This is a genomic window from Flavobacterium sp. (assembly GCF_031381455.1).
Taxonomy (GTDB): Bacteria; Bacteroidota; Bacteroidia; order Flavobacteriales; family Flavobacteriaceae; genus Flavobacterium.
Window position 1 is genome coordinate 30,357 of the sequence record NZ_JANMXZ010000043.1, and the last position, 24,179, is coordinate 54,535.

The 24,179-nt window shown below is 34.9% G+C and carries 20 protein-coding genes; 4 read left to right on the forward strand and 16 right to left on the reverse strand.

The window, feature by feature from the left end:
* Positions 1-215: 215 nt before the first annotated feature.
* The 7 genes from RMN97_RS12910 to RMN97_RS10740 all read right to left on the reverse strand — a co-directional run bounded on the left by RMN97_RS12910 (position 216) and on the right by RMN97_RS10740 (position 10,125).
* Complete coding sequence (locus tag RMN97_RS12910) at positions 216-401, reverse strand: Thivi_2564 family membrane protein (protein ID WP_409024891.1); 186 nt, start codon at positions 399-401, stop codon at positions 216-218.
* A gap of 234 nt (positions 402-635) precedes the next feature.
* Positions 636-4,280: a M1 family aminopeptidase gene (locus tag RMN97_RS10715; protein ID WP_309614514.1), complete on the reverse strand. Its 3,645-nt coding sequence runs from the start codon at positions 4,278-4,280 to the stop codon at positions 636-638.
* A gap of 33 nt (positions 4,281-4,313) precedes the next feature.
* A complete protein-coding gene (locus RMN97_RS10720) occupies positions 4,314-5,201 on the reverse strand; it encodes an ABC transporter ATP-binding protein (RefSeq protein WP_309614515.1) in 888 nt (295 codons plus the stop codon).
* 318 nt (positions 5,202-5,519) lie between these two features.
* Positions 5,520-6,695 carry a heparan-alpha-glucosaminide N-acetyltransferase domain-containing protein gene (locus tag RMN97_RS10725; protein ID WP_309614516.1) on the reverse strand — a complete coding sequence of 392 codons (1,176 nt, stop codon included), beginning with the start codon at positions 6,693-6,695 and terminating at the stop codon, positions 5,520-5,522.
* Positions 6,696-7,009: 314 nt separating this feature from the next.
* The gene (locus tag RMN97_RS10730) at positions 7,010-7,774 is read right to left on the reverse strand and encodes a TIGR02757 family protein (protein ID WP_309614517.1); all 765 of its coding nucleotides are present in this window, start codon (positions 7,772-7,774) and stop codon (positions 7,010-7,012) included.
* Positions 7,767-9,461: an LIC_10190 family membrane protein gene (locus RMN97_RS10735; protein WP_309614518.1), complete on the reverse strand. Its 1,695-nt coding sequence runs from the start codon at positions 9,459-9,461 to the stop codon at positions 7,767-7,769. Before RMN97_RS10735 ends, RMN97_RS10730 begins: the two co-directional genes overlap by 8 nt.
* Positions 9,462-9,465: 4 nt before the next feature.
* Positions 9,466-10,125, reverse strand: a complete 660-nt coding sequence (locus tag RMN97_RS10740) for an ABC transporter ATP-binding protein (RefSeq protein ID WP_309614519.1) — start codon at positions 10,123-10,125, stop codon at positions 9,466-9,468.
* A 146-nt stretch (positions 10,126-10,271) separates the two neighbouring features.
* Between RMN97_RS10740 and folE the strand changes: the two genes are divergently transcribed.
* A complete protein-coding gene (gene folE / locus RMN97_RS10745) occupies positions 10,272-10,943 on the forward strand; it encodes a GTP cyclohydrolase I FolE (protein WP_309614520.1) in 672 nt (223 codons plus the stop codon).
* A 46-nt stretch (positions 10,944-10,989) separates the two neighbouring features.
* On the opposite strand, the gene RMN97_RS10750 is transcribed toward folE, so the two are convergent.
* The 7 genes from RMN97_RS10750 to RMN97_RS10780 form a co-directional block, all read right to left on the reverse strand.
* On the reverse strand, positions 10,990-11,304 hold the full coding sequence (locus tag RMN97_RS10750; protein ID WP_309614521.1) for a DUF6787 family protein: 315 nt from the start codon (positions 11,302-11,304) through the stop codon (positions 10,990-10,992).
* Between the two features lie 32 nt (positions 11,305-11,336).
* A complete protein-coding gene (locus RMN97_RS10755; protein WP_309614522.1) occupies positions 11,337-11,771 on the reverse strand; it encodes a DUF6146 family protein in 435 nt (144 codons plus the stop codon).
* 107 nt (positions 11,772-11,878) lie between these two features.
* A complete protein-coding gene (locus RMN97_RS10760; protein WP_309614523.1) occupies positions 11,879-12,445 on the reverse strand; it encodes a DUF937 domain-containing protein in 567 nt (188 codons plus the stop codon).
* Positions 12,446-12,505: 60 nt separating this feature from the next.
* On the reverse strand, positions 12,506-13,468 hold the full coding sequence (locus RMN97_RS10765; protein WP_309614524.1) for a D-2-hydroxyacid dehydrogenase: 963 nt from the start codon (positions 13,466-13,468) through the stop codon (positions 12,506-12,508).
* A 185-nt stretch (positions 13,469-13,653) separates the two neighbouring features.
* Positions 13,654-14,745, reverse strand: a complete 1,092-nt coding sequence (gene serC / locus RMN97_RS10770) for a 3-phosphoserine/phosphohydroxythreonine transaminase (RefSeq protein ID WP_309614525.1) — start codon at positions 14,743-14,745, stop codon at positions 13,654-13,656.
* Between the two features lie 133 nt (positions 14,746-14,878).
* Positions 14,879-15,997, reverse strand: a complete 1,119-nt coding sequence (locus RMN97_RS10775) for an acyltransferase (protein WP_309614526.1) — start codon at positions 15,995-15,997, stop codon at positions 14,879-14,881.
* Between the two features lie 6 nt (positions 15,998-16,003).
* Positions 16,004-17,062, reverse strand: a complete 1,059-nt coding sequence (locus RMN97_RS10780) for an acyl-CoA reductase (RefSeq protein WP_309614527.1) — start codon at positions 17,060-17,062, stop codon at positions 16,004-16,006.
* 140 nt (positions 17,063-17,202) lie between these two features.
* Here RMN97_RS10780 and RMN97_RS10785 point away from each other — a divergent pair, with 140 nt between their 5' ends.
* On the forward strand, positions 17,203-17,553 hold the full coding sequence (locus RMN97_RS10785) for a 4Fe-4S dicluster domain-containing protein (RefSeq protein ID WP_309614528.1): 351 nt from the start codon (positions 17,203-17,205) through the stop codon (positions 17,551-17,553).
* 47 nt (positions 17,554-17,600) lie between these two features.
* Here the strand turns inward: RMN97_RS10785 and RMN97_RS10790 are convergent, their stop codons facing one another.
* Positions 17,601-18,128 (reverse strand): hypothetical protein, encoded by a 528-nt coding sequence (locus tag RMN97_RS10790; RefSeq protein ID WP_309614529.1) that lies wholly within the window; start codon positions 18,126-18,128, stop codon positions 17,601-17,603.
* Positions 18,129-18,278: 150 nt separating this feature from the next.
* On the reverse strand, positions 18,279-20,732 hold the full coding sequence (locus RMN97_RS10795; RefSeq protein WP_309614530.1) for a TonB-dependent receptor domain-containing protein: 2,454 nt from the start codon (positions 20,730-20,732) through the stop codon (positions 18,279-18,281).
* A 202-nt stretch (positions 20,733-20,934) separates the two neighbouring features.
* Here RMN97_RS10795 and ychF point away from each other — a divergent pair, with 202 nt between their 5' ends.
* Both ychF and RMN97_RS10805 read left to right on the forward strand, forming a co-directional pair.
* Positions 20,935-22,029: a redox-regulated ATPase YchF gene (ychF, locus tag RMN97_RS10800; RefSeq protein WP_309614531.1), complete on the forward strand. Its 1,095-nt coding sequence runs from the start codon at positions 20,935-20,937 to the stop codon at positions 22,027-22,029.
* A 203-nt stretch (positions 22,030-22,232) separates the two neighbouring features.
* Positions 22,233-24,086, forward strand: a complete 1,854-nt coding sequence (locus RMN97_RS10805) for a DNA topoisomerase IV subunit B (RefSeq protein WP_309614532.1) — start codon at positions 22,233-22,235, stop codon at positions 24,084-24,086.
* The last annotated feature ends 93 nt before the right edge of the window (positions 24,087-24,179 follow it).

A 24,179-nucleotide genomic window follows, 5' to 3' on the forward strand; every position in this document is an offset into this window, starting at 1 on the left:
CACTAAAGATAATAGATTTTTTGGAAATGAGTATTGTGTATTTATAAAGGACAACTATGACCAACCCATTAGTCCAAATAGCTAAGAGGAGTGATTGATTAATTGAATATATAACTCTAAACGATGGGAACGAAGCTATTACGCAACTGTATACGAGCATAACGCCCGCATTAGCAGTTGCATTTAATTAAAGATGAATACGGAATTGGAAAGTCCTATGTATGTAAGGTACCTAACGAATCAAATAAGCCAAACACTTTTAAAAGCCAAATGACTAAAACGATAACCACCACAGCATTTAGAATACTTTTAATTTTTCGATCCATTGGTAGGTAAGTATTAACTAGCCAAAGCAAGACACCCACCACTATAATAACAATTAGTACAGTTAATAAAGGCATAATTTAAGATTTTTAAGTTCAATATAAAAGTAGTCTAACCTACCTAAAATGCTTTACACTGTCGAACAAATAATTTATATTATTCACACATTTCCTATGAAACCACTCGAAGAGAAGGTGAGCATGTATTCGTCACTTCAAGTTGTTTTATGTAACAAAAATGACCCGAGGCTGCAAAGCCGAACAGAGCGTTGGTAATCGAGAAGCTATTTCAAAAGGCAATACCTTAAATCGTTACTTTGAAATTTCCTCTAATGTCTTTATGTTATCATCCGGAATACGGTCTATCATTTTGTTATACGGATCAATACCTGCTTTTACGGGTAGTTTTTTTGTAATGTATGTAAAAGTAGATTTCCCTGGTTTCACCCAAACTTTCTTCATAACTAAAGGCGCCTTTGTAGTCATGCCTTGTTTGTTTTTTGTATCATCATCAAATACTGCAATTTCTAGTAAGTTAGGTTTCGTTCCTGTAGACAATAATTTGCCATTACCATCAAAATAGCTTTTTGAGCTTTCTACTTCAAGAGTTACTTCATAGTTACCGTTAGCCACTTTTTTATATGAGGCTTTTGTAATCTTGTTAGAATAAAGTGTAATCTTCTTGAAACTATCTTCTATGTAATACTGTAAGTCAGCTGGCGTTGCTGCCTTAATAAAATCATACCATTCTAATGTAGTAGTGAAAGGTGCTTTTTGTCTAAATCGCGCGGCTTCCATATAGGCTTTGAAAGCGTTGTTTAAGTTCTTTTCACCTATTAAATCTTGAAGACCATAAAGTGCCAAACCACCTTTTTGATACCACACATATTGCTGATTATCATTGTCCATCAATGTTTTTTCAAACTTGCTTTCGTTGGCTCTACTGCGCAAGTAGGTATCCAATTCTTCTTTTAAAAATTTTTGCATGGCATCTACGCCATATTCTTTTTTCATGACCATCAACGAAGAATACTCCGCCATAGATTCTGAAATCTGATTGGCACCACGAGTAGCAGAAGGGGTAATTTGATGACCCCACCATTGATGGGCAACTTCATGAGCGGTTACGGTATATACATAATCTAAATCATTTGAATCACTAAAATCGCCAACCCAACCAAAACTTTCTGCAAACGGAACCGTATTAGGAAAAGATTGTGCAAAACTGGCATAGCGAGGAAATTCTAATATTCGCATTTGAGTGTACTGATACGGACCATAATTCTCTGAATAATAATCCATCGAGTGTTTTACACCTTTCACAAAACGATCAATATTATAGGCATGTGTTGGATGATGGTATATTTCTATATTTACTTTTTCGCCAGCTTTGCCCTTCCAAACTTCTTTATGAACATCATAAGCAGCCGATGAAATGTTATAAAAAAAGTCTAACTCATCATTCATTTTATAAGTATAATACTGTCTTCCATTGGCTGTCCATTTTTTCTGCAAATAACCTGGCATAATACCAATTTGATCGGGTGCTGTGCTCACTGTTCCTTCAAAAGAGATATAATCACCATCGTCGCTAAATAACAAATTATTCAATCCCCAAGCATCTGTTTGTGTTGGTAACTGATAATCTTTAATCGGCAAGTTGTATTTTTTTCTGTCTTGGTCACTTGTTAGCTCCCCTTGAGCATCATAACCAAAAGAAGGGAAGAAGCCGTTGTTTAAAAATGTTCCGTTGTAAACAATATCAGAACCAAATCCTTCATTAGGAAATCCTTTATAGGAACCAGTAACTTGTAAAACCATTGTAATGGTATCTTTTGGTTGTAATGGTTTGTCAAAAGCATAAATTTCATAACCAAAATCCTCATACCGTTTAGTAAGTTTTGGAGTTGTACCATCAATAGTAAAGGTATTTACTTCTTTTTTTAGCAATCCTTCTGGACCCCAATTCAAATGCAATGAGTTGATAGTTTCACTAGATTTATTTACCATTTTATAGGTTACCTTAATTTTGGCTGACCTGTTTTCAGGAAATAAATCGGCGTTCACTTTTACATCAATAACTTTTGGTTGCGCAATTTTATCATACTTACTTAGTTGTTTTTCATAGTCGGCAGAACCAATGATTCCTTCTTTTTCTGTTCTGTACTTGTTTAGAATTTTGGTGTTGTAATAAATAAATCCCCCCGAACCCATAAAAATGCAAAGCAAAATAAAAAATGCTGATATCGTTCTAACATTTAATCGCTCTTTTGCTATTTGCCAACGTGCCTTTCTGCCTGAATCGGTTCCACGTTTCCAGAAAAGATATCCAATAACTAGTAAAACACCACCACCCGCTAACCAATAGGTTCTAAACCAAAATAGCGCTTCGGCAAAATGCCCAAACCCATTCATGTCAGATACTATATAGTTTGGTGAATAGCTATACAAGTATAAATTGTTGTCTACATTGGCTAATTGATTCAATCCAAAAAGGAATACCCAAATAGCAATAGCAATAACGTGTCCCATAAACTTTTTGGTCACTAACGAATGCACAAAAAAGGCTAATAAAACAAAAATAATGTACTTAGGAAATTCAATTAAATACAAATCGGTGAAGTACACATTAAATTCAAAATTGAAATACCCTTTTAGAATTTGATTGAGTACTCCGCTAAACATGATGATGTTAACTAGAACAAAACTAATCATCACTAAGGCTAAAAACTTAGACCCATATACCAAGCGATTCGGTAAAGGAAGCGCACCAAATATCTGATCATAATTAACGTTGCGTTCTCTGTGCAATACTTCACCTGTCATAAACACGATAAGGATAAAAATGAGAATGATATACGTACCATTTTTCATCTCTAACATATAGTAGGTCATTGGTAACGAAGGTGTTCCGTATATGGGAGCGCCAAACCATGCATCAAAAAACAAGAAGAGCACGGCAGCCATTAGAATGGCTATAAAGAAGTTATCTCTAACGATGTTCTTGAATTCCATAAAGGCTAAATCAAACAATAATCTAACATTTAAGCTTTTGGAGAACACTTTTGAAACCTTAGGAATTTTAGTAAAGGCAGCAGATACATTGGCTTCATCTAAGTTGTCGTTTTTCTTTTTTGAAGTATAATTTTTATTTAAAAACTTCATAAAGTCAAATCGGAACAAGGTAAAAAGCAATGCTGAAACTCCCAAACCAACCCATATAAGACGATTCCAAATTAACATGCCTTGAAACGGAACCGTCATGGTATTTTGTTCTTCTGGTGTCCAGTATCGAATACTATTTTGATACGTGCCTAAACCAAAAGGATCAAGTAAGCTTACTAAGTTTTTGTTCTCAATATCTTGCGTTAAAGTTAACGTAATTAGATACGTGATAAATAAAATGGCACCACCAGCATAGGCCAACATCACCCTTTTTGTCATACTAACCAAAGCAAAGAAAATACATCCTGCAAAGAAAAAATTTGTCCAATACAGCATTAAAGTAGGCTGTAAATAATACCAAAGATTAAAGCTTGTAAAGCGTTCAGGTTCCTCATAGCCCGCATATGGGCCAATCATAAAACCTATAATTAATCCCAATTGCAATCCAAGACTTACCATAAACAGTACCGTCATTGATCCAAAAAAGCGGCCTAGCAAATAGCCTTTTTCAGTAATGGGATAGGAAAAAAAGTAATTCTCGGTTTTATGCTCAATATCTCTATATACGGGAACGCCCATAATAGCACTGGCCAGCATAATACCAAAAATACTAATGGTTGATAACATAGTGGCAATAGCGATAGGAGAGTTCACAAACACCTTCTCTGAAGCTGGACCATTACCGCCAATAGCCATAATTAATCCAAACAACATAAGTATACCAAAGTAGGACCAAGTTGCAGGTCGTTTTAATCTGTATCTAATTTCGAATAAGAATATTTCTTTAAACATAATTGAATAATTTTACAGGGTTAGATTAAACAATTACACTAAAGTACTATCCATACGTGAAGTGATTTCAGCAAAATACACATCTTCTAAATTGGCTGCAAAGGCTTCAAAAGAAGCATCAGGTTTGTTATCGCTCAAGACATGAATTACGGTTTTTCCGGCTTTCAAATGTGTAGAAATAACCTGTAAATCCGTTTTGTAATTTACTAATTCGTCTTTTTCAATGGCTTTAGTCCATATTCTACCTTTAACGCCTTCGGTTAATTCATTTGGATTGCCTTTTGCCACAACTTCCCCCAAACAAATAATTGCCATATTATTACATAAGTTAGAAATATCATCCACTATATGCGTCGATAAAATAACTATCGTATTTTCTCCAATTTCACATAATAAATTATGAAAACGATTCCTTTCGGCAGGATCTAAACCAGCGGTAGGCTCATCCACAATAATTAATTTTGGATCACCAATTAAAGCTTGTGCTATACCAAAACGTTGCTTCATTCCACCAGAATAGGTTCCTAAACTTTTATTTCGAACATCCCACAAATTGGTTTTGTTTAATAAAGATTCCACCAATTCTTTGCGTTCGCCATTATTTGAAATACCTTTTAAGGAAGCAATATGATCAAGCATATTATAGGAACTAACTTTAGGATACACCCCAAACTCTTGTGGCAGGTATCCTAGAATTTTTCGCACTTCGGCTTTGTCTTTTAAAATATCTAAATCACCTAACGTAGCCGAGCCAGAATCAGCTTGTTGCAAAGTAGCGAGCGTTCTCATTAAGGATGATTTTCCCGCTCCGTTAGGTCCTAAAAGACCAAACATACCCTGAGGTATGTCTAATGTGATATTTTTCAATGCTTGAACACCGTTTGAATAGGTCTTGCTTAAATTCTTGATTTTTAATTCCATAATTTAGATTGATTTTTTGATTGGTTAATGTTTTAAAGATAGTTATTTTTTTGAAAATGTAAGGTTTATCGAGTAAAATGACAATGATGCTTTTTTAGTCTTAATATTCTAAAAGATGTTACAGTTTTATATCCCTAAGATTATTAACATAAGCGATTCCTAGTACAAAACACCTTTATAATTTCCGACTGGAAAAAATTACTGTTTTACGTCACCTCCAATGATTCTGCCTTTTGGGAATCGTATCGAAAAGCTTTTGTCATGATGAACTTCTCGATACATTTCTTCTAAACACTCGAAATGAAGGTTTTAATTAAGTTACAAATAACTTAACCACCATTTGTCTTTATGGTTTTGTTTGTAGTTATCAAACCATTTGCAGAAAGGATACAACAGCAGAATTATGCCAATCCAAATGACATATACCCATATTAGGGCAAGTCCATAGCCTCTCATTCTCGGTAATTCGGTTATCCATCCTTCGAGGATTAGTTTGTCTGCACCATAACCTGTAAGTTGGGCATAAAGCATAGCAGCAAAATGAATAACAAAAATATGGATGATATAATAAAAGAATGGCACTCTGCCAAAGACTGAAAAGAAATTGACAATTTTACCTTTAAGGTTTTCAGAATTGGCAAGAAATACTAAGGTGACGCCCAGAGTCATCAATAAATATAACAATGATGGCGGATATTTGGAGGGATTAAAAAACGAAATCAAATCTTTAGACAAAGTAGGATAGTCTGTAAAAGGAATAGCATCACCATAGCTATTAGTGAATCGCAACACTACAAATAGTGCTAAAGCCGAAAAACCAATAGTATTGAAAAGTTTTCTTCTTTTGGCTGGAGTATAATCGGCATTATAAAAAGTACCAAAGCAATAACCCAATGACATTACCGCAATCCAAGGGATAAGAGGATAAGCCACAAAAAACATATAGTCTTTGGATAAAGGAAACCCGCCTGGTTCGTGGAATATATTCCAAAGCACGTTGCCCTGAAAATGTAAGCTGTCTAAAAGATTATGTCCTGCAATCAGGATAAGGCTAAACCATAAAATAGCTTTTCGTGGCAGATGAATCAAAGCGGATAATACAATCATACTGACACCTAATGCCCAAATAACCAACAATGCCGGATTTCGAAACTGTACATCAAAAAACCACGAAAAGTTAACGATGGTCAGTTCAATAAAAACCAACCACAATCCACGCTTCAACAAGAAACCGGATAACTCACTTTTTGATTTCCTTCTTCCCACCATAAAGGCAGACATACCAGCAAGGAAACTAAAGGCAGGCGCACAAAAATGAGTTATAAATCGGGTAAAAAAAATGGGTAAAGTCGAATGGGAAGCATCGGTTGGGTCAAATTGCATTGCCGACCAATGGAAATAATCACGAGTATGGTCTAACGCCATAATTACCATGACTAATCCTTTTAATAAATCAATAGATTCAATCCGGTACTTGGTTAATGTTGTCGTCATTTAGTTTTTGGTTAGTGGTTAAAAAAACGATAGCGTCTCTGAAATACTAGGTTAAATAATGACTTGGGGTTTCACTGCAGGGTAAATATAATTAAAATAAAAATACCAATCCAAATTTCAATAAAGGCTATTTTATGTTCTCAATTTTAACAGTGGGTTAAAATGGTGTTAATTAAAAACATATGACGAAGTTTAGGTGTATCTTTATTAAGCAATAAATCGACAGTTTAACAATTGAAAATTTGATGCAAGGCGAAAGATGAAAGTCTTTCGCTTTTTTATGTATCCCCATAAACCTTAAAAAAGGCAGGCAATCAAAATCTTTCAAACACACCTAATCCAAACAGGGCAAAGTCATATTTTACGGGGTCATTGGGGTCAAACTGTCGTAAAGCTGTGTCTAATTCAGCCAATGCTCTGCCATCATTTTGCTTACGAGTAAGTACTCCAAGTTTTCTTGCTACATTTCCTGAATGCACATCAAGCGGACAGGAAAGCGAAGCAGGAGAAATACTTTTCCAAATACCAAAGTCAACACCTTTTTGGTCTTGCCGAACCATCCATCGTAGGAACATGTTGATGCGCTTGGCAGCAGAGCCTTGCATAGGATCAGAAACATGTTTCATCGTTCGTGACTGGTGGGCAATTTCAAAAAACAGTTTTTTGAATTCAGCTATGGCGGGTTGCATAGATAAAGCTTGTTGGTTTTTGGCGAAAGCCATTTCAAGACCATTATGGGTTTTGTAAATATGCTGTAGTGCCTTGATAAAAGTTTTAAAATCTTCGGTGTTAAACGTTCGGTGCACAAAACCATCAAGCTTTTCCAATTGGGTATCGTTGTGGGCCATAATGAAATCATAGGGCGAATTGCCCAATAGTTCCATCATTCGCTTGCTATTGTTTATAATCATCTTGCGGTTTCCCCAGGCAATGGTTGCCGTTAAAAAACCGGCAATTTCAATATCTTCTTTCAAGCTGAACTGATGTGGAATCAGAATTGGGTCACTTTCGATAAAATCTAAGGTATTGTACTGAAATACTTTTTCGTCAAGGAATTCTTTGAGTTCTGCTTTATTCATGTCCGCTCACTTTTTGAGCATAAAACCCATCATTTAAATCGCTGCTGCGCTGTTGCGGAATATAGAAAAATCCTTGTTCAAAATATTTTACTTGTTCGGCATTTACACAAGGCAAATCACCATTACCGGTTACCCAAAAGAACGAAGTGTCAACAGGAGAATGATACGACATATTCCCAACGCTGCCGCCTTTGTATTCGGGTTTCCATTTTGAGTTTGGTTCAGGTACAAGTATATTTTTAAAATGGAACGTACTGTTTTGAGAAAGTAATGCATTAGCAGTCAAGCTTCCAAAGGACAACGGAACAAAAACTAAAATCCCAACCAAAATAAGGCTCAACCCATAGAAACGAAGTATCCATTTGGGGTTGGTAATCCACAACGACAAACCTAAAAGCAAAAAGAACAAAGTGAAATAAACATAAAAGCGATACTGCGGAGAGCTAAAGCATAACAAAACAACTAATACTAAAAAAGCAAAATAGACAGTCCAAAGTGTTTTTGGTAATTGCTTTTTGAAGATTATAATTGGCGTAACTAAAAGTGTTAGTAGTGATACAATACCAATATAACCAGACATGCCGTTGAATAAAAAGTAATGCTTGGCAAGATCCAATAGCGATGTGCCAGGAAAAGCAGCATTATCAATATAAAAAGAATGCATTACACTTTTGCTAAAGAAAAAATCCATGATAATCATGGGAACTGTATAATCCAAATCATCTATTCTGAAATACAGTAACGGAAACAAAGGATAGCCTGTGAGCATGGTATTTTTTAAAACAAATAAAAGTAAAACCAAAACGCTAAAACTGATTGCTGAAAGCAACTGTTTCTTTAAAACGGCAAAGTGCTTTAGCAACAAAATTAGAGGAAACAGCAGTAAAAAAAATGCTGTAATTTTTATGAAAACAGTAAACAATGCAAAGATTGTAATTATAATGAAAGTGTCTTCGGCAGCTTCATTTTGGAGATACATTGAAAACAAAATAAAGGCAAAAATATATACTGGAAAATCAGGTGAAGGCGAACTGATAAACTGAAACAGGAAGGCATACGTCAACGGTAATAAACCAAAAAGTAAATCCATTCGATTGCCTTTGGTGAAATAGGTGTGTAGCTTTTTAAATGCAAACAAATTTCCCAATAACATACAAAAACCATTTAAATCATTAAATCTGTCATAGAGAAACGAAAAACTATACACGCTTTGCGTAATGTGCCAACCGCTGGTTTGCCCTAAAAAAAGATGCAAATTGGCCAGCCCTTTGACAAAACCATACTCGTTAAGCCACTTGATAGTTTGGATATAATAGCTTTCATTATCAATAATAAAAGGCAAAGTGGCGCTTTGTGCGACTACTAACAAACTGCTTGTGACAAATAGTATCTTAACAGGATAAGAGTAAGATTTGAATTGAATTACAGTCTCTTTTAAAATAGAAGTAAAGCTTGCTTTGTTTTTGTACCAAAAGAATACAGCTAGCAATACTAAAACAATGTGAAACCCAATAGCAATAGCTCCAAAGAATGCCCAAATAGTAGCTAAAAGTGTTATAGAAAATAATCCTAAAATAGTAGTTGTTATAATATCAAACTGCCTGATGCGTATTACTTTAGAAAATGCTACACCAATGCTAAACGCAGTGAAGAAAATATAAAGCCAACTAAGTAGAATTAATATCATACCGTCAAACGATTAGTCCATCTTTCATAACCAACTTTCGGTCAGCCATATTGGCAAAAGTCTCGTTGTGGGTAACAATAACAAAGGTTTGCCCAAATTCATCTCTCAATTTAAAAAACAATTGATGAAGATTTTCTGCCGAAGCTGTATCCAAATTTCCTGAAGGTTCATCTGCAAAAATAACTGCAGGTTTGTTTATTAAAGCACGAGCCACAGCCACACGTTGTTGCTCACCACCGGAAAGCTCATTTGGTTTGTGATTAACCCTGTCTGTTAAGCCAAGATAATCTAATAATTTTATGGCTTCTGCTTCCGTTGTTACTTTTTCTTTTCCGGCAATGTAGGCTGGAATGCAAACGTTTTCCAAAGCGGTAAATTCAGGTAACAGTTGGTGGAATTGGAATATAAAACCTAAATGTGTATTTCTAAACTTAGATAATGCTTTGTCTTTCATTATCAATAAGTTTTCTTTATTTATCTCAAGTGATGTATCACTTTCTCTTGCAGGATTATCCAGTGTGCCCAATATTTGCAACAAAGTAGTTTTCCCAGCTCCAGAAGCTCCAACTATAGAAACAATTTCGCCTTGCTTAATGTGTAAATCAACGCCTTTTAAAACATGTAAGCTATCGTAGTATTTATGGATATTTTTGGCAATAATCATGGAATGAATTTTTCACAAAGTAACAAAGTATTTTCTTTTATTGATTAGTATAGTTTTTATTTATGCTTGAATAATTTATAAATTTGTGTTAATTATATTATTTTGTTTAATTGTTTACTACATTTGTTAAACAAAAAATATTTCTTATGAACACAACCATTGAAAAAGAATTATTTGAATTGATAGGTGACAATCATCAAATGACTTCGGCAGAAACTCCTTTACGTTTCGATGCTTTCCAAAAATCAGATGCAGCTAAAATGTTAGCCATAGAAAACCATTTCTTTCAAATTATGGAAGAGCTTGGTCTCGATATGAATGATGATAGTCTAAAAGGAACCCCACACCGGGTTGCTAAAATGTTTATCCAGGAAATATTTTCCGGTTTAAACCCAGCTAACAAACCCAAAATATCTGTTTTCGAAAACTCGTATCATTATGATAAAATGCTGGTGGAAGCTGATATTACTTTCAACTCTACTTGTGAGCATCATTTTTTACCCATTATTGGAAAAGCACATATAGGTTATGTTTCAAGCGGAAAAGTAATTGGTTTATCCAAATTGAATCGTATAGTAGATTATTATTCACGTAGACCACAAGTTCAGGAGCGATTGATCATGCAAATCTTTAACGAACTAAAATCAGTTTTAGAAACAGAAGATGTTATTGTAGTAATGGAAGCCAAACACTTATGTGTATCAAGCCGAGGGATTAAAGATGAAAGTAGTTTTACTTCAACATTACAGTATGGTGGAATTTTTAATGATAAAGAAAATCGCAATGATTTCTTTAATTTAATTCAACAAGAAAAATAAAAGTTTTTTATTGGTTAGAGAATTTTTATATATGAGAGTCCCGAATTTATTCGGGATTTTCTTTTTTAGGTATCAAAAAACCCAAACCAAAACTTCTCAGCATTTTCTTTTCGAAAGCCCAAAAGAAAGCAAACTGTCCAAAAAGGAATCCGAAACTCACCAGTAATATTTGATATACCGGAAAGATAAGAATAATATATAACGAATAATATTCCCAAGGATTGGATTTGTTGATTCCGAAAAAAACTAAGATAGGTTTTGAAAGATAGGCTGAGGTTGAACCAGTGACTGCAAATACCAGAATAATGACAAATAGTTGCCAATTTGATTTAATATTCCAACGTTCTTTGAAGTTTGCCATTTATTCTAAAAAGTTGCACAAAGCTACTTAATTTATGGTCTTGGAGCAAATCCGCCTAGCTGTTGTTTATTGGCAATTTGAAAATAAACCATGTAGTTGTATATCAAATAGTTCACTTCATACCCATAATGAATAAACGGGTCATAATTGATTTGCATCTCATATAAATTAGTATTATAACGTTGCGGTTGCATTGCTCTGCGGTTCCATTCAGAAACATAAATTTGATTGCGGTTTTCTAAATAACTTTCTGAATAAAAACCTCTTGGTTTGGCATTTCCATAAAGCCAAGAATTAAACCCACCGTCAATAATGATGACTTCATATTGTAATGAATCATTAGCAATTCTGACAATATCTGAAGCTTTTGGGGAATCCGCTGTTTTTGCTTTAGAAACTATATTCTTATCAAAATGACAAGAAGCCAAAGCAACAATTAAAAGTAACGGGACTATAATCTTTTTCATGACTAATTAGTTTGCATAAAATTACTAAAAACAAACCCTAGTTGTTCCAATTTTAACAAATAAAAAAACCACTCAAATGAAGTGGTTTATAGAATTGATATATAAGATTACTTTCCGAAAAGTTTCCCTAATAAGCCACCAAGTCCACCTGTTTTTTTAGAAATAGCTTCAACAGCATCACTGATGCCAACTTGTCCGTCGCCGTCTTGGTCAAGGCCAAATTGTCCACCATATTTTGAAATAGCATCCATGATACCGCCACTTGTTTGAGAATTCTCTCCAGAAATAGCACCAATTATATCTGAGATTTGAAAACTGCTGTCGTTTGGATCTTTTGCTTTATTAACTAAAGAACCCAGTACTTTCGGAATTAAACTACCAGCAACATCGGAAGCAGCATCGTTATCTAATCCGAATTTTTCTCCTAAACTTTCTGACAATTTCTCTGTCAGTTGTTGAACTACTGGATTTGAAGCATCCGAAGCATTATTTCCTTGAAATAAACCGGCCAAATCGGCTACATTTCCATTGGCAACAATACCTTTTAAACCATCAAGAATTGAAGAACTTGCTTCATTCATAACGGCTTCATTATGCTCGTTTGGAACCGCCGTATTATTCACTACAGCATCAACACCAAATTGTTTTACTAGTTCTGTTAATTGTTCAAACATTTCTCTTATTTTTAAATTGAGAATAAATTTAGTTAAATATTCTGCAACTAAAAAATGAGTTTAGACTTTTTCTGCTTTTAACAAACTGATAACTTGTTCTGCTAATTCTGTTCCGATTCGGTCTTGTGCTTCCAAAGTAGCAGCACCAATATGTGGTGTCAATGAAATTTTTGGATGCATCAATATTTGAATTTCCGGAGTTGGTTCATTTTCAAAAACGTCTAATCCGGCAAATAATACTTTGTTAGAATCTAAAGCTTCAATCAACGCCACTTCGTCAATTACACCTCCACGAGCACAATTTACGATACCAACACCATCTTTCATCTGTGCAAATTCTGCTGCACCAATCACATAGCCTTCTTGCGCAGGAACGTGAAGTGTAATAAAATCAGAGTGTTTAAAAACATCTTCCATTGGTTCTGTTTCAAACTCAACGTTGATGAATTGTCCGTTATAGAAATCTACTTTTACTTCGGCGTTGTCAACAAATTTATCAGCAGCAATCACTTTCATTCCAAGGCCAAGCGCCATTTTTGCCACAGACTGACCAATACGCCCAAAACCAATAATTCCGAGAGTTTTACCGCGTAATTCAATTCCGTTTGCGTAGGCTTTTTTCAAACCATCAAAGTTGCTATCACCTTCTAATGGCATATTTCTATTAGAATCTTGCAAGAAACGAACGCCTGTAAATAAATGCGCAAATACCAATTCGGCCACACTTTCAGAAGAAGATGCTGGCGTATTGATAACATGTAATCCTTTTTCACGAGCATATTCCACATCAATATTATCCATTCCAACACCACCACGACCGATGATTTTCAGACTCGGACAATTATCAATAATGTCTTTTCGAACTTTGGTAGCGCTTCTCACAAGAATAACGGAAACATGGTGTTCATTGATATAATTGGCTACTTGCTCTTGTGCGACCTTGGTTGTTATTACTTCAAAACCACCTTTTTCTAAGGCTTTAATTCCACTTTTAGAAATTCCATCGTTGGCTAATACTTTCATTTTTATGTCATTGCGAGGAACGAAGCAATCACATATCATGCTCTTCCTCATTATTATTTAATTAATTTTTAGAAGCTAATCCGGCTTTCCGTTACAATCTGTCATTGCGAGGAACGAAGCAATCTCATCATGATTGTCTTTCGCAATGCCAGGATTTTCACTTCAATCCGGGCTAGGGCTATCTATTAAACGGTAACTTCGTTTTGTTTTACAACGTCTTCTAATTTCTTCATAACGTCTACCAAAACCTGTACGCTTTCTAATGGCAATGCGTTATACATTGAAGCTCTATATCCACCAACAGAACGGTGACCTGGAATTCCAGATATTCCGGCTTCTTTCCACATTTTGTCAAAACTCTCTTGATTTTTTTCGTCAACCAATAAGAACGTGGCGTTCATATTACTTCTGTCTTTTTTATCAGCAGTTCCAATGAACAATGGATTTCTATCAATCTCGTTGTAAAGCAAATTCGCTTTAGCTTCGTTTACTTTTTCAATAGCGGCAATTCCACCTTGGGATTTCAACCATTGCAACGTAAGTAAGCAAGTATACACTGCAAAAACAGCTGGCGTATTGTACATACTTTCCGCTTTAATGTGTTTTTCATAATCCAATATACTTGGAATAGTTCTTCCTGATTTTCCTAATATTTCTTCTTTTACAATTACTAATGTAGCTCCAGCCGCACCCATATTTTTTTGAGCACCAGCATAGATCAAATCAAATTGTGTAAAATCTAAACTTCTTGAGAAGATATCAGAACTCATATCACAAACTACAGGAATATTTGTTTTTGGAAATGATTTTATTTGGGTTCCAAAAATGGTATTGTTGCTAGTGCAATGAAAGTAACTCGCATCGGCTGGAATCGTATAATCGGTTGGAATATGATTGTAATTTTGCTCTATGGATGAAGCTACAACAACCGTTTCACCAAATAATTTGGCTTCCTTAATCGCATTGTTTGCCCAAGTTCCGGTCTCTAAATAAGCTGCTTTTCCGTCAACTTTCATTAAATTATAAGGAACCATCAAAAACTCCAAACTCGCTCCACCTTGAAGAAACAAAGCTTGATATCCTTTTCCTTCTAATCCTAAAAGTTCTAAAGCCAAGGCTCTTGCTTCGTCCATTACAGCAACAAAGTCTTTACTTCTATGCGAAATTTCAAGAAGAGATAAATCAGAATTATTAAAATTTAAAACGGCTTGTGCTGATTTTTCAAATACTTCTTGTGGTAAAATACATGGACCAGCGCTGTAATTATGTTTTTTCATGGTGACAGATTTCTAATTTGTGAGTTGCAAATTTCGTAAACCGCATTTTAAAAAACGTTTAGAAATTGGCAATATTATTACGATGTTATCAACGAAAACGTTTTAGTTTATAACAATTAGCTGTAAATATAAGCTATAGATTTAGTTTATCCCTGATTCTTAAAAATGGTTTTTCAATTATATTGTTAAGCAGTATGGCACTAATTAAAGTTGTCAAAATACAAATTAAAAACATCAGGTTGCTTTCTTTTTCAATATATGATGAAGAAAAAACAGCCTGAGTAATATGTATTATAAATTTGTGAATCAAATAAATACCGTAAGACAGAGAAGCTATATAGGTTGTTGTGTTCGATTTTAATTTGTATAAAATACTTGTTGGACTTATAGCACTCAAAACCATAAATCCGTAACCAATACTTACCAATGGAAACCCAAAAACGGAAGCCTGAAAACTTTGTTCATTCATACATAAAAAATAAGCAGCAACCAAAATGACAATGCTCAGCAATAAAAGCCAATTCCCATACTTTTTTACTTTGTCTTTGATTGATTTTCTGAATTCAAATAATGCGGCAATGCTTATACCTATTAGCAATCCATCAAGCCTGCAATACGTTGGGTAATAAATATTTTCATACCAAAACGCCCAAACTTCATCACTGTTTATGTTTGGCAAAATAAAGGTTTGATAAGAATAATAGCGAATTGCAATTCCAAAAACAAAAAGGAAAATAAGTAGCCAGGCGGCATTTTTAAATAATTTAAAATTGACGAGAAACAGAAGTACAAGAGGAAAAATTAAATAAAACTGTTCTTCGATACATAACGACCATGCATGAGAAAAAGTTCCTTGTGTCCGAAGATCTAAACCTAAGTTTTGTGTAAAAGTCAGATATTTCCATAGAGGTGCAAGTGATTCTCTTTCATGAACATATGGGAAACAAAAGTAAATGGTAACTACAACTAAATAGGCTGGTATAATTCTGAAAAAACGTTTCAGGAAAAATGATTTGACTGAAATTCCTTTATCTTGTGCAATTCTTAAAAAAAGCTGTGAGGCAATTAAGTAACCACTTAATACAAAAAATAAATCTACTCCAGTCCAGCCAAATTTACTAATGGTGTTTGTCCATTCCGGATGTGGAAATAGCCTCCCAAAATGAAATAAAAAAATCAATGCAATAGCTAAAGTTCTTAAATGGTCTAGGCCATAGAGTTTTGTAACAGGTAGTTTTGGATTACTAATCATCAGTAATTATAATGCTGATAAAAAAGCAATTGAATCCACATTATCAGCGTAATCCCAAAGTTTAGGCTGTTGAGTTTGCCCAAAAGAAATAGAGTTTTTAACTAAATCATTAGAAACAACACACTGAATTTGTTCAGCTTCGTTTGTCAAACGTGTTTGCAAATCAGCAAGATCTTCATAATATTCATAAAACACAGAAGAAATAGGCGAGGCGTAGCTGGAATCTTCTTTTAAAGTCAGGAATTCGTTATCGAGTAATTTGAAATTACTCATCAGAAAAACCGCTTTGTTATAATCGTAGTTATTAGAATATTTCTCGTAGTAGATAACGTCTTTATATTCATAAATCGCTTTAAAGAAAGCTTCAAAACTATAGCCTTTTGGCACAAAAAGTTTAGAAACATTGCGACAACCCAATCCAAAATACCTAAAGATATCTTCACCAAGATTAACCAAATCCTCGTGCGTTTCTTTTCCGTTTAAAACTGCAACTGAATTTCTGTTTTTGCGAATGATGCTCGGTTTGTCTTTAAAATAAAATTCAAAATAGCGAGCGGTATTGTTGCTTCCGGTGGCAATGATAGCGTCAAAGTTTTCTAATTTTCCATCGGTAAATGAAATATAATACGATAGTTTTGGATCAAGACTAATCAAATAATTGGCTAAAAACTGTATCAAATGTTGGTCATTTGAAGAAGCTTTTACCAATACTTTATGCCCTGTAATCAACACCGAAAGAAAATCGTGAAACCCAACTAACGGAATATTTCCGGCCAGAATTAAAGCAACTGTTTTTGGGTTCACATCTGATAAGTCGTATTTTGATAGCCATTCATTTAAATTGGCTTCCGTCAAAGCTTCCACCCAAGACTGAATAGCAAAGTAAACTTGCTCCGGCGTAAACCATCCGTTATGAGATTGAGAAAGCGCTACTAAGTCTTTGAATTTTTCAAAATACAAATCATTATAAAGCACATCATTCCGTTCGCACTGTTCGGCTAAAGTAAATTGGCTTAAAAACTTTCCTAGTTCAACAAAGGATAATTTTGCGTTAATAGTATCCATTTAGATTTGGTTATGAAGGGTATTGATTGTAATTTTACACAAAAGTAAGATAATAGAAAATAGAATAAAGAGAAAAGATAAATTTTCATTATTGTATTCTATATTCTATTCTCTATGTTGTATTCTCTAAAATAACAAATATGGCAATCATAATAACGGACGAATGTATAAACTGTGGTGCTTGTGAACCTGAATGTCCAAACACTGCAATTTATGAAGGTGCAGACGATTGGAGATATAAAGATGGAACCAAACTTAAAGGTAAAGTAATTTTGCCTGATGGCACCGAAGTAGATTCAGATGCGGCACAAATGCCAATCTCTGATGATATTTACTATATTGTTCCTGGAAAATGTACTGAATGCAAAGGTTTTCACGAAGAGCCACAATGTGCGGCAGTTTGCCCGGTTGATTGTTGCGTTCCAGATGACAATCACGTCGAAAGCGAAGAAACGCTTCTTAATAGACAGTCTTTCCTTCATAACGAATAAAAAAAAATCCTGTGTTTAGAGCACAGGATTTTTTTATAGGGGCAAACTTATTTTTGCAGGTTAAACACTTCAACGGTAACCTTATCCGTTTTCTCATCATAGGTTTCTAAAACCAGGTTTCCGTTAGCATCAAAATAGCCAACCGAAAATTTATCTTTGTTTTTATAGATATAATTATTGTTTGAAGTTCTTCTCAATAATGAAATGGCATTTGGGCTGTTAACTGTATAACCGGATTTGTCAGCTAGAACATGGTATCTTTCTCCGTTATAGGAATAATATGCAGAGTGGTCAACATCAACTATTTTTTCATCACCATCAACACTCACTTTAGTTGTTATAGTTGCTTGAGTAGGTGTGGGTTGAATATCGGTATTTAGAGTCCCGCTTGGCACATCTTTAAGCTCGATATTTTGAACCTCTTTTATTTCCTCTTTTTTAACAACCTGATGTTCTCCTGCAGCATCTTTGACAGTAGTAGTTGTTATAACTGTTTCAGTTTTTTTATTTTGATTTTGAGCTTGAATACTCAATGAAAATAAAAAAGCAAACACTCCTAATATTGTAGTTTTCATATTAATATAAATTTATGATTAGTATGCTACAAATTTACTTTCTAATCTTTAAATGACGTTACATGATTACCAGTTTAAGTTATACCTTTCACATAAAAAAATCCCGAGTGTTAGCTCAGGATTTGATTGTTTAGGTTGTAAAATTTGAATTTAAAACTTGAAACTAAGTCTGGTATAGTAATAAGCTCCGTTGAATCCCATCTGAACAGCGTCCCAATAACCACCAGCTTCTGTGTTTCCAGATTCATCTTGTTTCGTTGGATAAATATTGAATAAGTTATTGCTTCCTACAGTTAATTTTACTTGTTTAATTACTTGGAATCCCAGCGTTAAATCGGTTACAATTTTCGGATCATAAACGTTATTTGCGCCAGCATAATCTACAAGAACTACTTTGCTAAATCGGGTGAAAGCTGTTCCAATATCAAACCATTTTCTTTCATAGTTTAAGTTTAAACCAAACTTACTATTTGGCGCTGATGCCTTTAAAAATGCAATCTCACGTGCTCCAAAGAAAGTTTCTTGATCTAAAGCTCCGTTATTCACATGAGTAACTTGCATGCTGTTAATGTTTCCAATTAATGTGGCTCCAAATTTAGAGCTTCCAAAAGAATTTTTCCATGACATAACAACATCAATACCTTGAGTTACTGTACTTACACCATTCACGAAAAATTGAGCTGAATCAACATTTAAGTTTAATGCAGTGGCATCAAAATAACCAGTAAGTACAATTCTGTCGCTTACGTTTATTAAATAACCATCAACCGTTGCAGTAAATTTCCCAAATCTACCAGTTAAACCTATAGAACCATTTCTTGATTTTTCTTCTTTTAGTTTATCAATTCCAAAACCTTCCGTAACCGCACTTCCATTGGCTGCCAATAAAACTTCTGAAGCTCCACTGCCATTAAAGTTGGTAAAACTTGTGTTAAAGTATATTTGTGCCAATGAAGGTGCTCTGAATCCTGTACTAAACGAACCTCTTAAACTTACATTATCACAAAGTTTATACTTGTAAGCCATTTTAAGATTTAGTGTATTTCCAAAGTCGCTGTAATTCTCGTAACGAAGTGCAGTTCCTAATAAGAATTCGTCCGACACATCTAACTCGGCATCAACATAGGCAGCAGCGCTGGTTCTTTGTTCGCTAACTTCATTAGCCGGACTAAAACCAGGAAAGCCTTGAGATCCTCCAGGTCTTGGGTTACCGGAGATTGGATCAATAGGGGCAGACTGAGTTGGAGGAGTAATAGTTGGATCAATTGGATTTCCACTAGTATCATAAGTTGCCCAAGAACCTTCTTCTCCGGCAGTAATTTCATATTTTTCAATACGATATTCACCACCAAAAGCAAAGTTAAGACCATTTAAAACTGATTTAAAGTTTCTCGTAAAGTCTAAGTTTGTTGTGTTTTGGCTTAAGCTAAATCCACCGGCATCAAACTCGGTTGGAGATGCATCTTCCAAACTCGCATTGATGGTTCCTTTGATTGTATAATCAAATTGATTTTGCCCAAAAGCATTACTTAAATCAATTTTCCAGTCACCGGCTTTAGCTTTAAAACCAAAAGCAGCAGAATTATCAATTATTTCAGAAGTAATTCGTGGCGTGTAACCACCAGGATAAATTGATTCTACAACTCTTTCACCGCCATTTCTGGTAAACGCATAGGCATCTGTGTTTCTGTTGTTTCTTCCGCCAAAAGCATAAAAGTCAATATTTTTTGAAAGCGGAATCTGTAGGTTTACCATCAGATTATAACTCTTGATTTCGGCATCTCCAAAACCTTTTCTGAAATCAAAAGAAGGACGAAGTGTTTTGTCTTTTGACAAATATTCTCCGGTAAAATTTGCAAATCCGCCATTCTTTCCAATTTTAACACCATAATTGGCTCCGGCTTTTACTGAAAAGCCATCATATTTGTGGTCTTTTCCATAAGTATTTCCATTTCCGTTTTGGTCTAATTCATAACCTGGTGTGTTTGGAGTACCCGGAAGAAAATCGCCTTGAGCATCATTTTTATAAATTCCGGTTGTAATCGAACCGTTGAATTCATTGACATTATCATTTAAAACGATATTAATTACACCTGCAATAGCATCAGAACCATATTGCGCCGCTGCACCATCACGAAGAATTTCTATTCTTTTGATAGCAGTAGCGGGAATAGCATTTAAATCGGTTCCTGTGTTTCCACGACCACGAGTTCCAAACAAGTTGATTAACGAGGATTGGTGTCTTCTTTTTCCATTGATTAAAACCAAAGTTTGATCTGGTCCCATTCCTCGTAAAGAAGCCGGGTCAACGTGGTCAGCTCCGTCAGAACCTGATTGTTTATTGGCATTAAAAGAGGGTGCTAAATATTGAAGCAATTCATTGATTTCAATTTTACCACTTTGAGTTGTAACGTCTTTTACATTAATAATGTCGATTGGCACGGCTGAATTTATAACCGTTCGTTTAGAATTTCTGGAACCTACAATTTGTATTTCTTGCAGCGCCTGAACTTTTGTCGTGTCTGATTTCGTTTCGTTAGGCTCATTTTGAGCAAAAACTGCCGAAAACGGTGCAACCAATAAAAGCAAAGTAATTTTTTTCATAAAATGTTGAGTTGGTTAGTATTTGGATTCATAATTAGTAGTGCAATATATAATTTATTTAACTTTTTTATAACTTTTTTATAAAATTTGTATCCACTATTTAATAAACAATTTAAACCTTATATTTGCACACTTTTAAAATAATATCAAATGAAATGCTTTAGCATTCCATATTACAGATAAAAAGCAATAATATAGAAATATGAAAGCAGGAATTGTAGGATTACCAAACGTAGGGAAATCAACTTTATTTAATTGTTTGTCAAACGCAAAAGCACAAAGTGCGAACTTTCCATTTTGTACTATCGAACCAAACATTGGTGTGGTAAATGTCCCTGACCCAAGAATAAACCGTTTGGAAGAATTGGTAAAACCGGAGCGTGTTCAGATGGCAACCGTCGATATTGTTGACATTGCAGGTTTGGTTAAAGGAGCAAGTAAAGGGGAAGGTTTAGGAAATCAATTTTTGGCAAATATAAGAGAATGTAACGCAATTATTCACGTATTGCGTTGTTTTGATAACGATAATATTATCCACGTTGATGGCAATGTAAATCCGATTCGCGATAAAGAAACCATCGATATCGAATTGCAATTAAAAGACTTAGAAACTGTTGAAAAACGTCTAGAAAAAGTAAATCGTGCCGCTAAAACAGGAAACAAAGAAGCGCAAACCGAAAAAGCTTTGTTAGACAGAATCCGTGAGAATCTTCTACAAGCAAAATCGGCCAGAACAATTACGGCTCAAAATGCAGATGAAGAAGCTTTGCTGGAAGATTTTCAATTAATCACGAACAAACCCGTTTTATACGTTTGTAATGTGGATGAAGATTCGGCTGCGATAGGAAATAAATACGTTGACCAAGTACGCGAATTGGTAAAAGATGAAAATGCTGAAGTTATCGTTCTGGCTGTTGGAACCGAAGCGGATATTACCGAATTAGAAACCTATGAAGAACGTCAGATGTTCCTCGAAGATTTAGGTCTAAAAGAACCAGGTTCAGCAGTTTTAATTCGTGCTGCTTATAAACTCTTGAAGCAACAAACGTATTTCACAGCTGGAGTTAAAGAAGTTCGTGCGTGGACAATCAACATTGGCGATACAGCACCAAAAGCGGCCGGAGTTATCCATACCGATTTTGAAAAGGGATTCATCCGTGCCGAAGTTATAGCGTATGACGATTTCTCTAATTTAGGTTCAGAAGCCAAAGTAAAAGAAGCAGGAAAACTAAGAGTAGAAGGTAAAGAATATATCGTGAAAGATGGTGATGTGATGCATTTCCGTTTTAACGTATAAGTTAAGAATATAGAGAATAGAATAAAGAAAATAGACAAGCTGTTGAAGAAATTCAGCAGCTTCTTTTTTACGCCAAATAGTCTATTTTCTATGTTCTATATTCTTTACTCTTTTTTGTCAATATCATTCTTAATAACTTTGACAACTATCATTTCAAAAATCCTATGATTTGCATATATTAGCATCAACTCGATAAACCCAAAATGTCAGATCAAAATCAATATACAGAAGACAATATCCGTTCGTTAGACTGGAAGGAACACATCCGCATGCGTCCCGGAATGTACATCGGGAAACTCGGCGACGGTTCTTCTCCGGATGATGGAATTTACATTCTGCTTAAGGAAACAATTGATAACTGTATCGATGAGTTTGTTATGGGTGCCGGGAAAGTGATTGAAGTTACCATCAAAGACAAACTGGTTACCGTACGCGATTACGGTCGTGGCATTCCGTTAGGGAAAGTCGTTGATGTAGTTTCTAAAATGAATACCGGTGGAAAATACGATTCCAAAGCATTTAAGAAATCGGTTGGTTTGAACGGAGTTGGAACAAAAGCCGTGAATGCGTTGTCCAATTATTTCCGTGTGGAATCCGTTCGTGACAACCAACAAAAAGCCGCTGAATTCTCAGCAGGAAATCTGACTTTAGAAGAAGATATTGTAGAATCCACAAAGCGCAAAGGAACCAAAGTTTCTTTTGTTGCCGATGAAACCATTTTCAAAAACTACAAATACCGTAATGAGTACATCATCAAGATGCTCAAAAATTACTGTTATCTAAATACGGGTTTGACTATTTATTATAATGGTGAAAAGTATTATTCTGATAATGGATTAAAAGACTTATTGGAAGAAACTATAGTAGAAGACGATTGCGTTTACCCAATTGTTCATTTGCTTGGCGAAGACATCGAAATCGCTTTAACTCACAGCAAATCACAATATTCAGAAGAATACCACTCTTTTGTAAATGGTCAAAATACGACTCAAGGTGGAACGCATTTAGGTGCTTTCCGCGAGGCGATTGTCAAAACCATCAAAGAGTTTTATAATAAACCTTTTGAAGCTTCCGATATTCGTAAATCAATTGTTTCAGCAATTGCTGTAAAAGTAGAAGAACCGGTTTTTGAAAGTCAGACTAAAACTAAATTGGGTTCCACAGATATTGGTCCGAAAGGCCCGTCAGTGCGTACGTTCGTCAATGATTTTATCAAAACCAAACTCGATAACTTTTTACATAAGAATCCTGAAGTTGCTGATTTGCTTTTACGTAAAATTCTACAAGCAGAACGCGAACGTAAGGAACTTTCTGGAATCCGTAAATTAGCAAAAGACAGAGCAAAGAAATCAAGTCTTCACAATAAAAAACTACGTGATTGTCGTGTGCATTTAACGGATGCCAAAAACCCACGAAGTTTAGAAAGTACGCTTTTCATTACCGAAGGAGATTCGGCTTCGGGTTCGATTACCAAAAGCCGCGATGTGAATACACAAGCTGTTTTTAGTTTACGTGGTAAGCCTTTGAACTCCTACGGAATGTCAAAGAAAATTGTTTACGAAAACGAAGAATTCAATTTGCTACAAGCCGCTTTAGATATCGAAGAAGACATGGGCGATTTGCGTTACAACAATATCGTAATTGCTACCGATGCCGATGTTGACGGAATGCACATTCGTTTGCTGTTGATTACATTCTTTCTTCAGTTTTTCCCAGAGTTGATTAAGGACGGACATTTATACATTTTGCAAACGCCATTATTCCGTGTGCGAAATAAAAAGGAAACTATCTATTGCTACAGCGACCAGGAACGTGTTGATGCGATTGAAAAACTAAAACCAAAACCTGAAATCACGCGATTCAAAGGATTAGGAGAAATATCACCCGACGAGTTCAAACATTTTATTGGTGAAAGCATCCGACTTGATCCTGTAATGTTGGATAAAGCAACGTCAATTGAGACTTTACTTGAATTTTACATGGGCAAAAACACACCAGACAGACAGATTTTCATTATCAATAATTTGAAAGTGGAATTGGATGTGGTGGAGAAATAACAAATTAAAAAAGTAGCTGAGTAGCTAAGTGACTAAGTCGCTGAGTATTTTTTACTCGAACTCAGGAACTCAGCTACTCAGGAACTCAGCAAC

Coding starts and splice junctions, on each gene's coding strand:
- RMN97_RS12910 (WP_409024891.1), bottom strand. CDS start 401: ATGCCTTTATTAACTGTACTAATTGTTATTATAGTGGTGGGTGTCTTG.
- RMN97_RS10715 (WP_309614514.1), bottom strand. CDS start 4,280: ATGTTTAAAGAAATATTCTTATTCGAAATTAGATACAGATTAAAACGA.
- RMN97_RS10720 (WP_309614515.1), bottom strand. CDS start 5,201: ATGGAATTAAAAATCAAGAATTTAAGCAAGACCTATTCAAACGGTGTT.
- RMN97_RS10725 (WP_309614516.1), bottom strand. CDS start 6,695: ATGACGACAACATTAACCAAGTACCGGATTGAATCTATTGATTTATTA.
- RMN97_RS10730 (WP_309614517.1), bottom strand. CDS start 7,774: ATGAATAAAGCAGAACTCAAAGAATTCCTTGACGAAAAAGTATTTCAG.
- RMN97_RS10735 (WP_309614518.1), bottom strand. CDS start 9,461: ATGATATTAATTCTACTTAGTTGGCTTTATATTTTCTTCACTGCGTTT.
- RMN97_RS10740 (WP_309614519.1), bottom strand. CDS start 10,125: ATGATTATTGCCAAAAATATCCATAAATACTACGATAGCTTACATGTT.
- folE (WP_309614520.1), top strand. CDS start 10,272: ATGAACACAACCATTGAAAAAGAATTATTTGAATTGATAGGTGACAAT.
- RMN97_RS10750 (WP_309614521.1), bottom strand. CDS start 11,304: ATGGCAAACTTCAAAGAACGTTGGAATATTAAATCAAATTGGCAACTA.
- RMN97_RS10755 (WP_309614522.1), bottom strand. CDS start 11,771: ATGAAAAAGATTATAGTCCCGTTACTTTTAATTGTTGCTTTGGCTTCT.
- RMN97_RS10760 (WP_309614523.1), bottom strand. CDS start 12,445: ATGTTTGAACAATTAACAGAACTAGTAAAACAATTTGGTGTTGATGCT.
- RMN97_RS10765 (WP_309614524.1), bottom strand. CDS start 13,468: ATGAAAGTATTAGCCAACGATGGAATTTCTAAAAGTGGAATTAAAGCC.
- serC (WP_309614525.1), bottom strand. CDS start 14,745: ATGAAAAAACATAATTACAGCGCTGGTCCATGTATTTTACCACAAGAA.
- RMN97_RS10775 (WP_309614526.1), bottom strand. CDS start 15,997: ATGATTAGTAATCCAAAACTACCTGTTACAAAACTCTATGGCCTAGAC.
- RMN97_RS10780 (WP_309614527.1), bottom strand. CDS start 17,062: ATGGATACTATTAACGCAAAATTATCCTTTGTTGAACTAGGAAAGTTT.
- RMN97_RS10785 (WP_309614528.1), top strand. CDS start 17,203: ATGGCAATCATAATAACGGACGAATGTATAAACTGTGGTGCTTGTGAA.
- RMN97_RS10790 (WP_309614529.1), bottom strand. CDS start 18,128: ATGAAAACTACAATATTAGGAGTGTTTGCTTTTTTATTTTCATTGAGT.
- RMN97_RS10795 (WP_309614530.1), bottom strand. CDS start 20,732: ATGAAAAAAATTACTTTGCTTTTATTGGTTGCACCGTTTTCGGCAGTT.
- ychF (WP_309614531.1), top strand. CDS start 20,935: ATGAAAGCAGGAATTGTAGGATTACCAAACGTAGGGAAATCAACTTTA.
- RMN97_RS10805 (WP_309614532.1), top strand. CDS start 22,233: ATGTCAGATCAAAATCAATATACAGAAGACAATATCCGTTCGTTAGAC.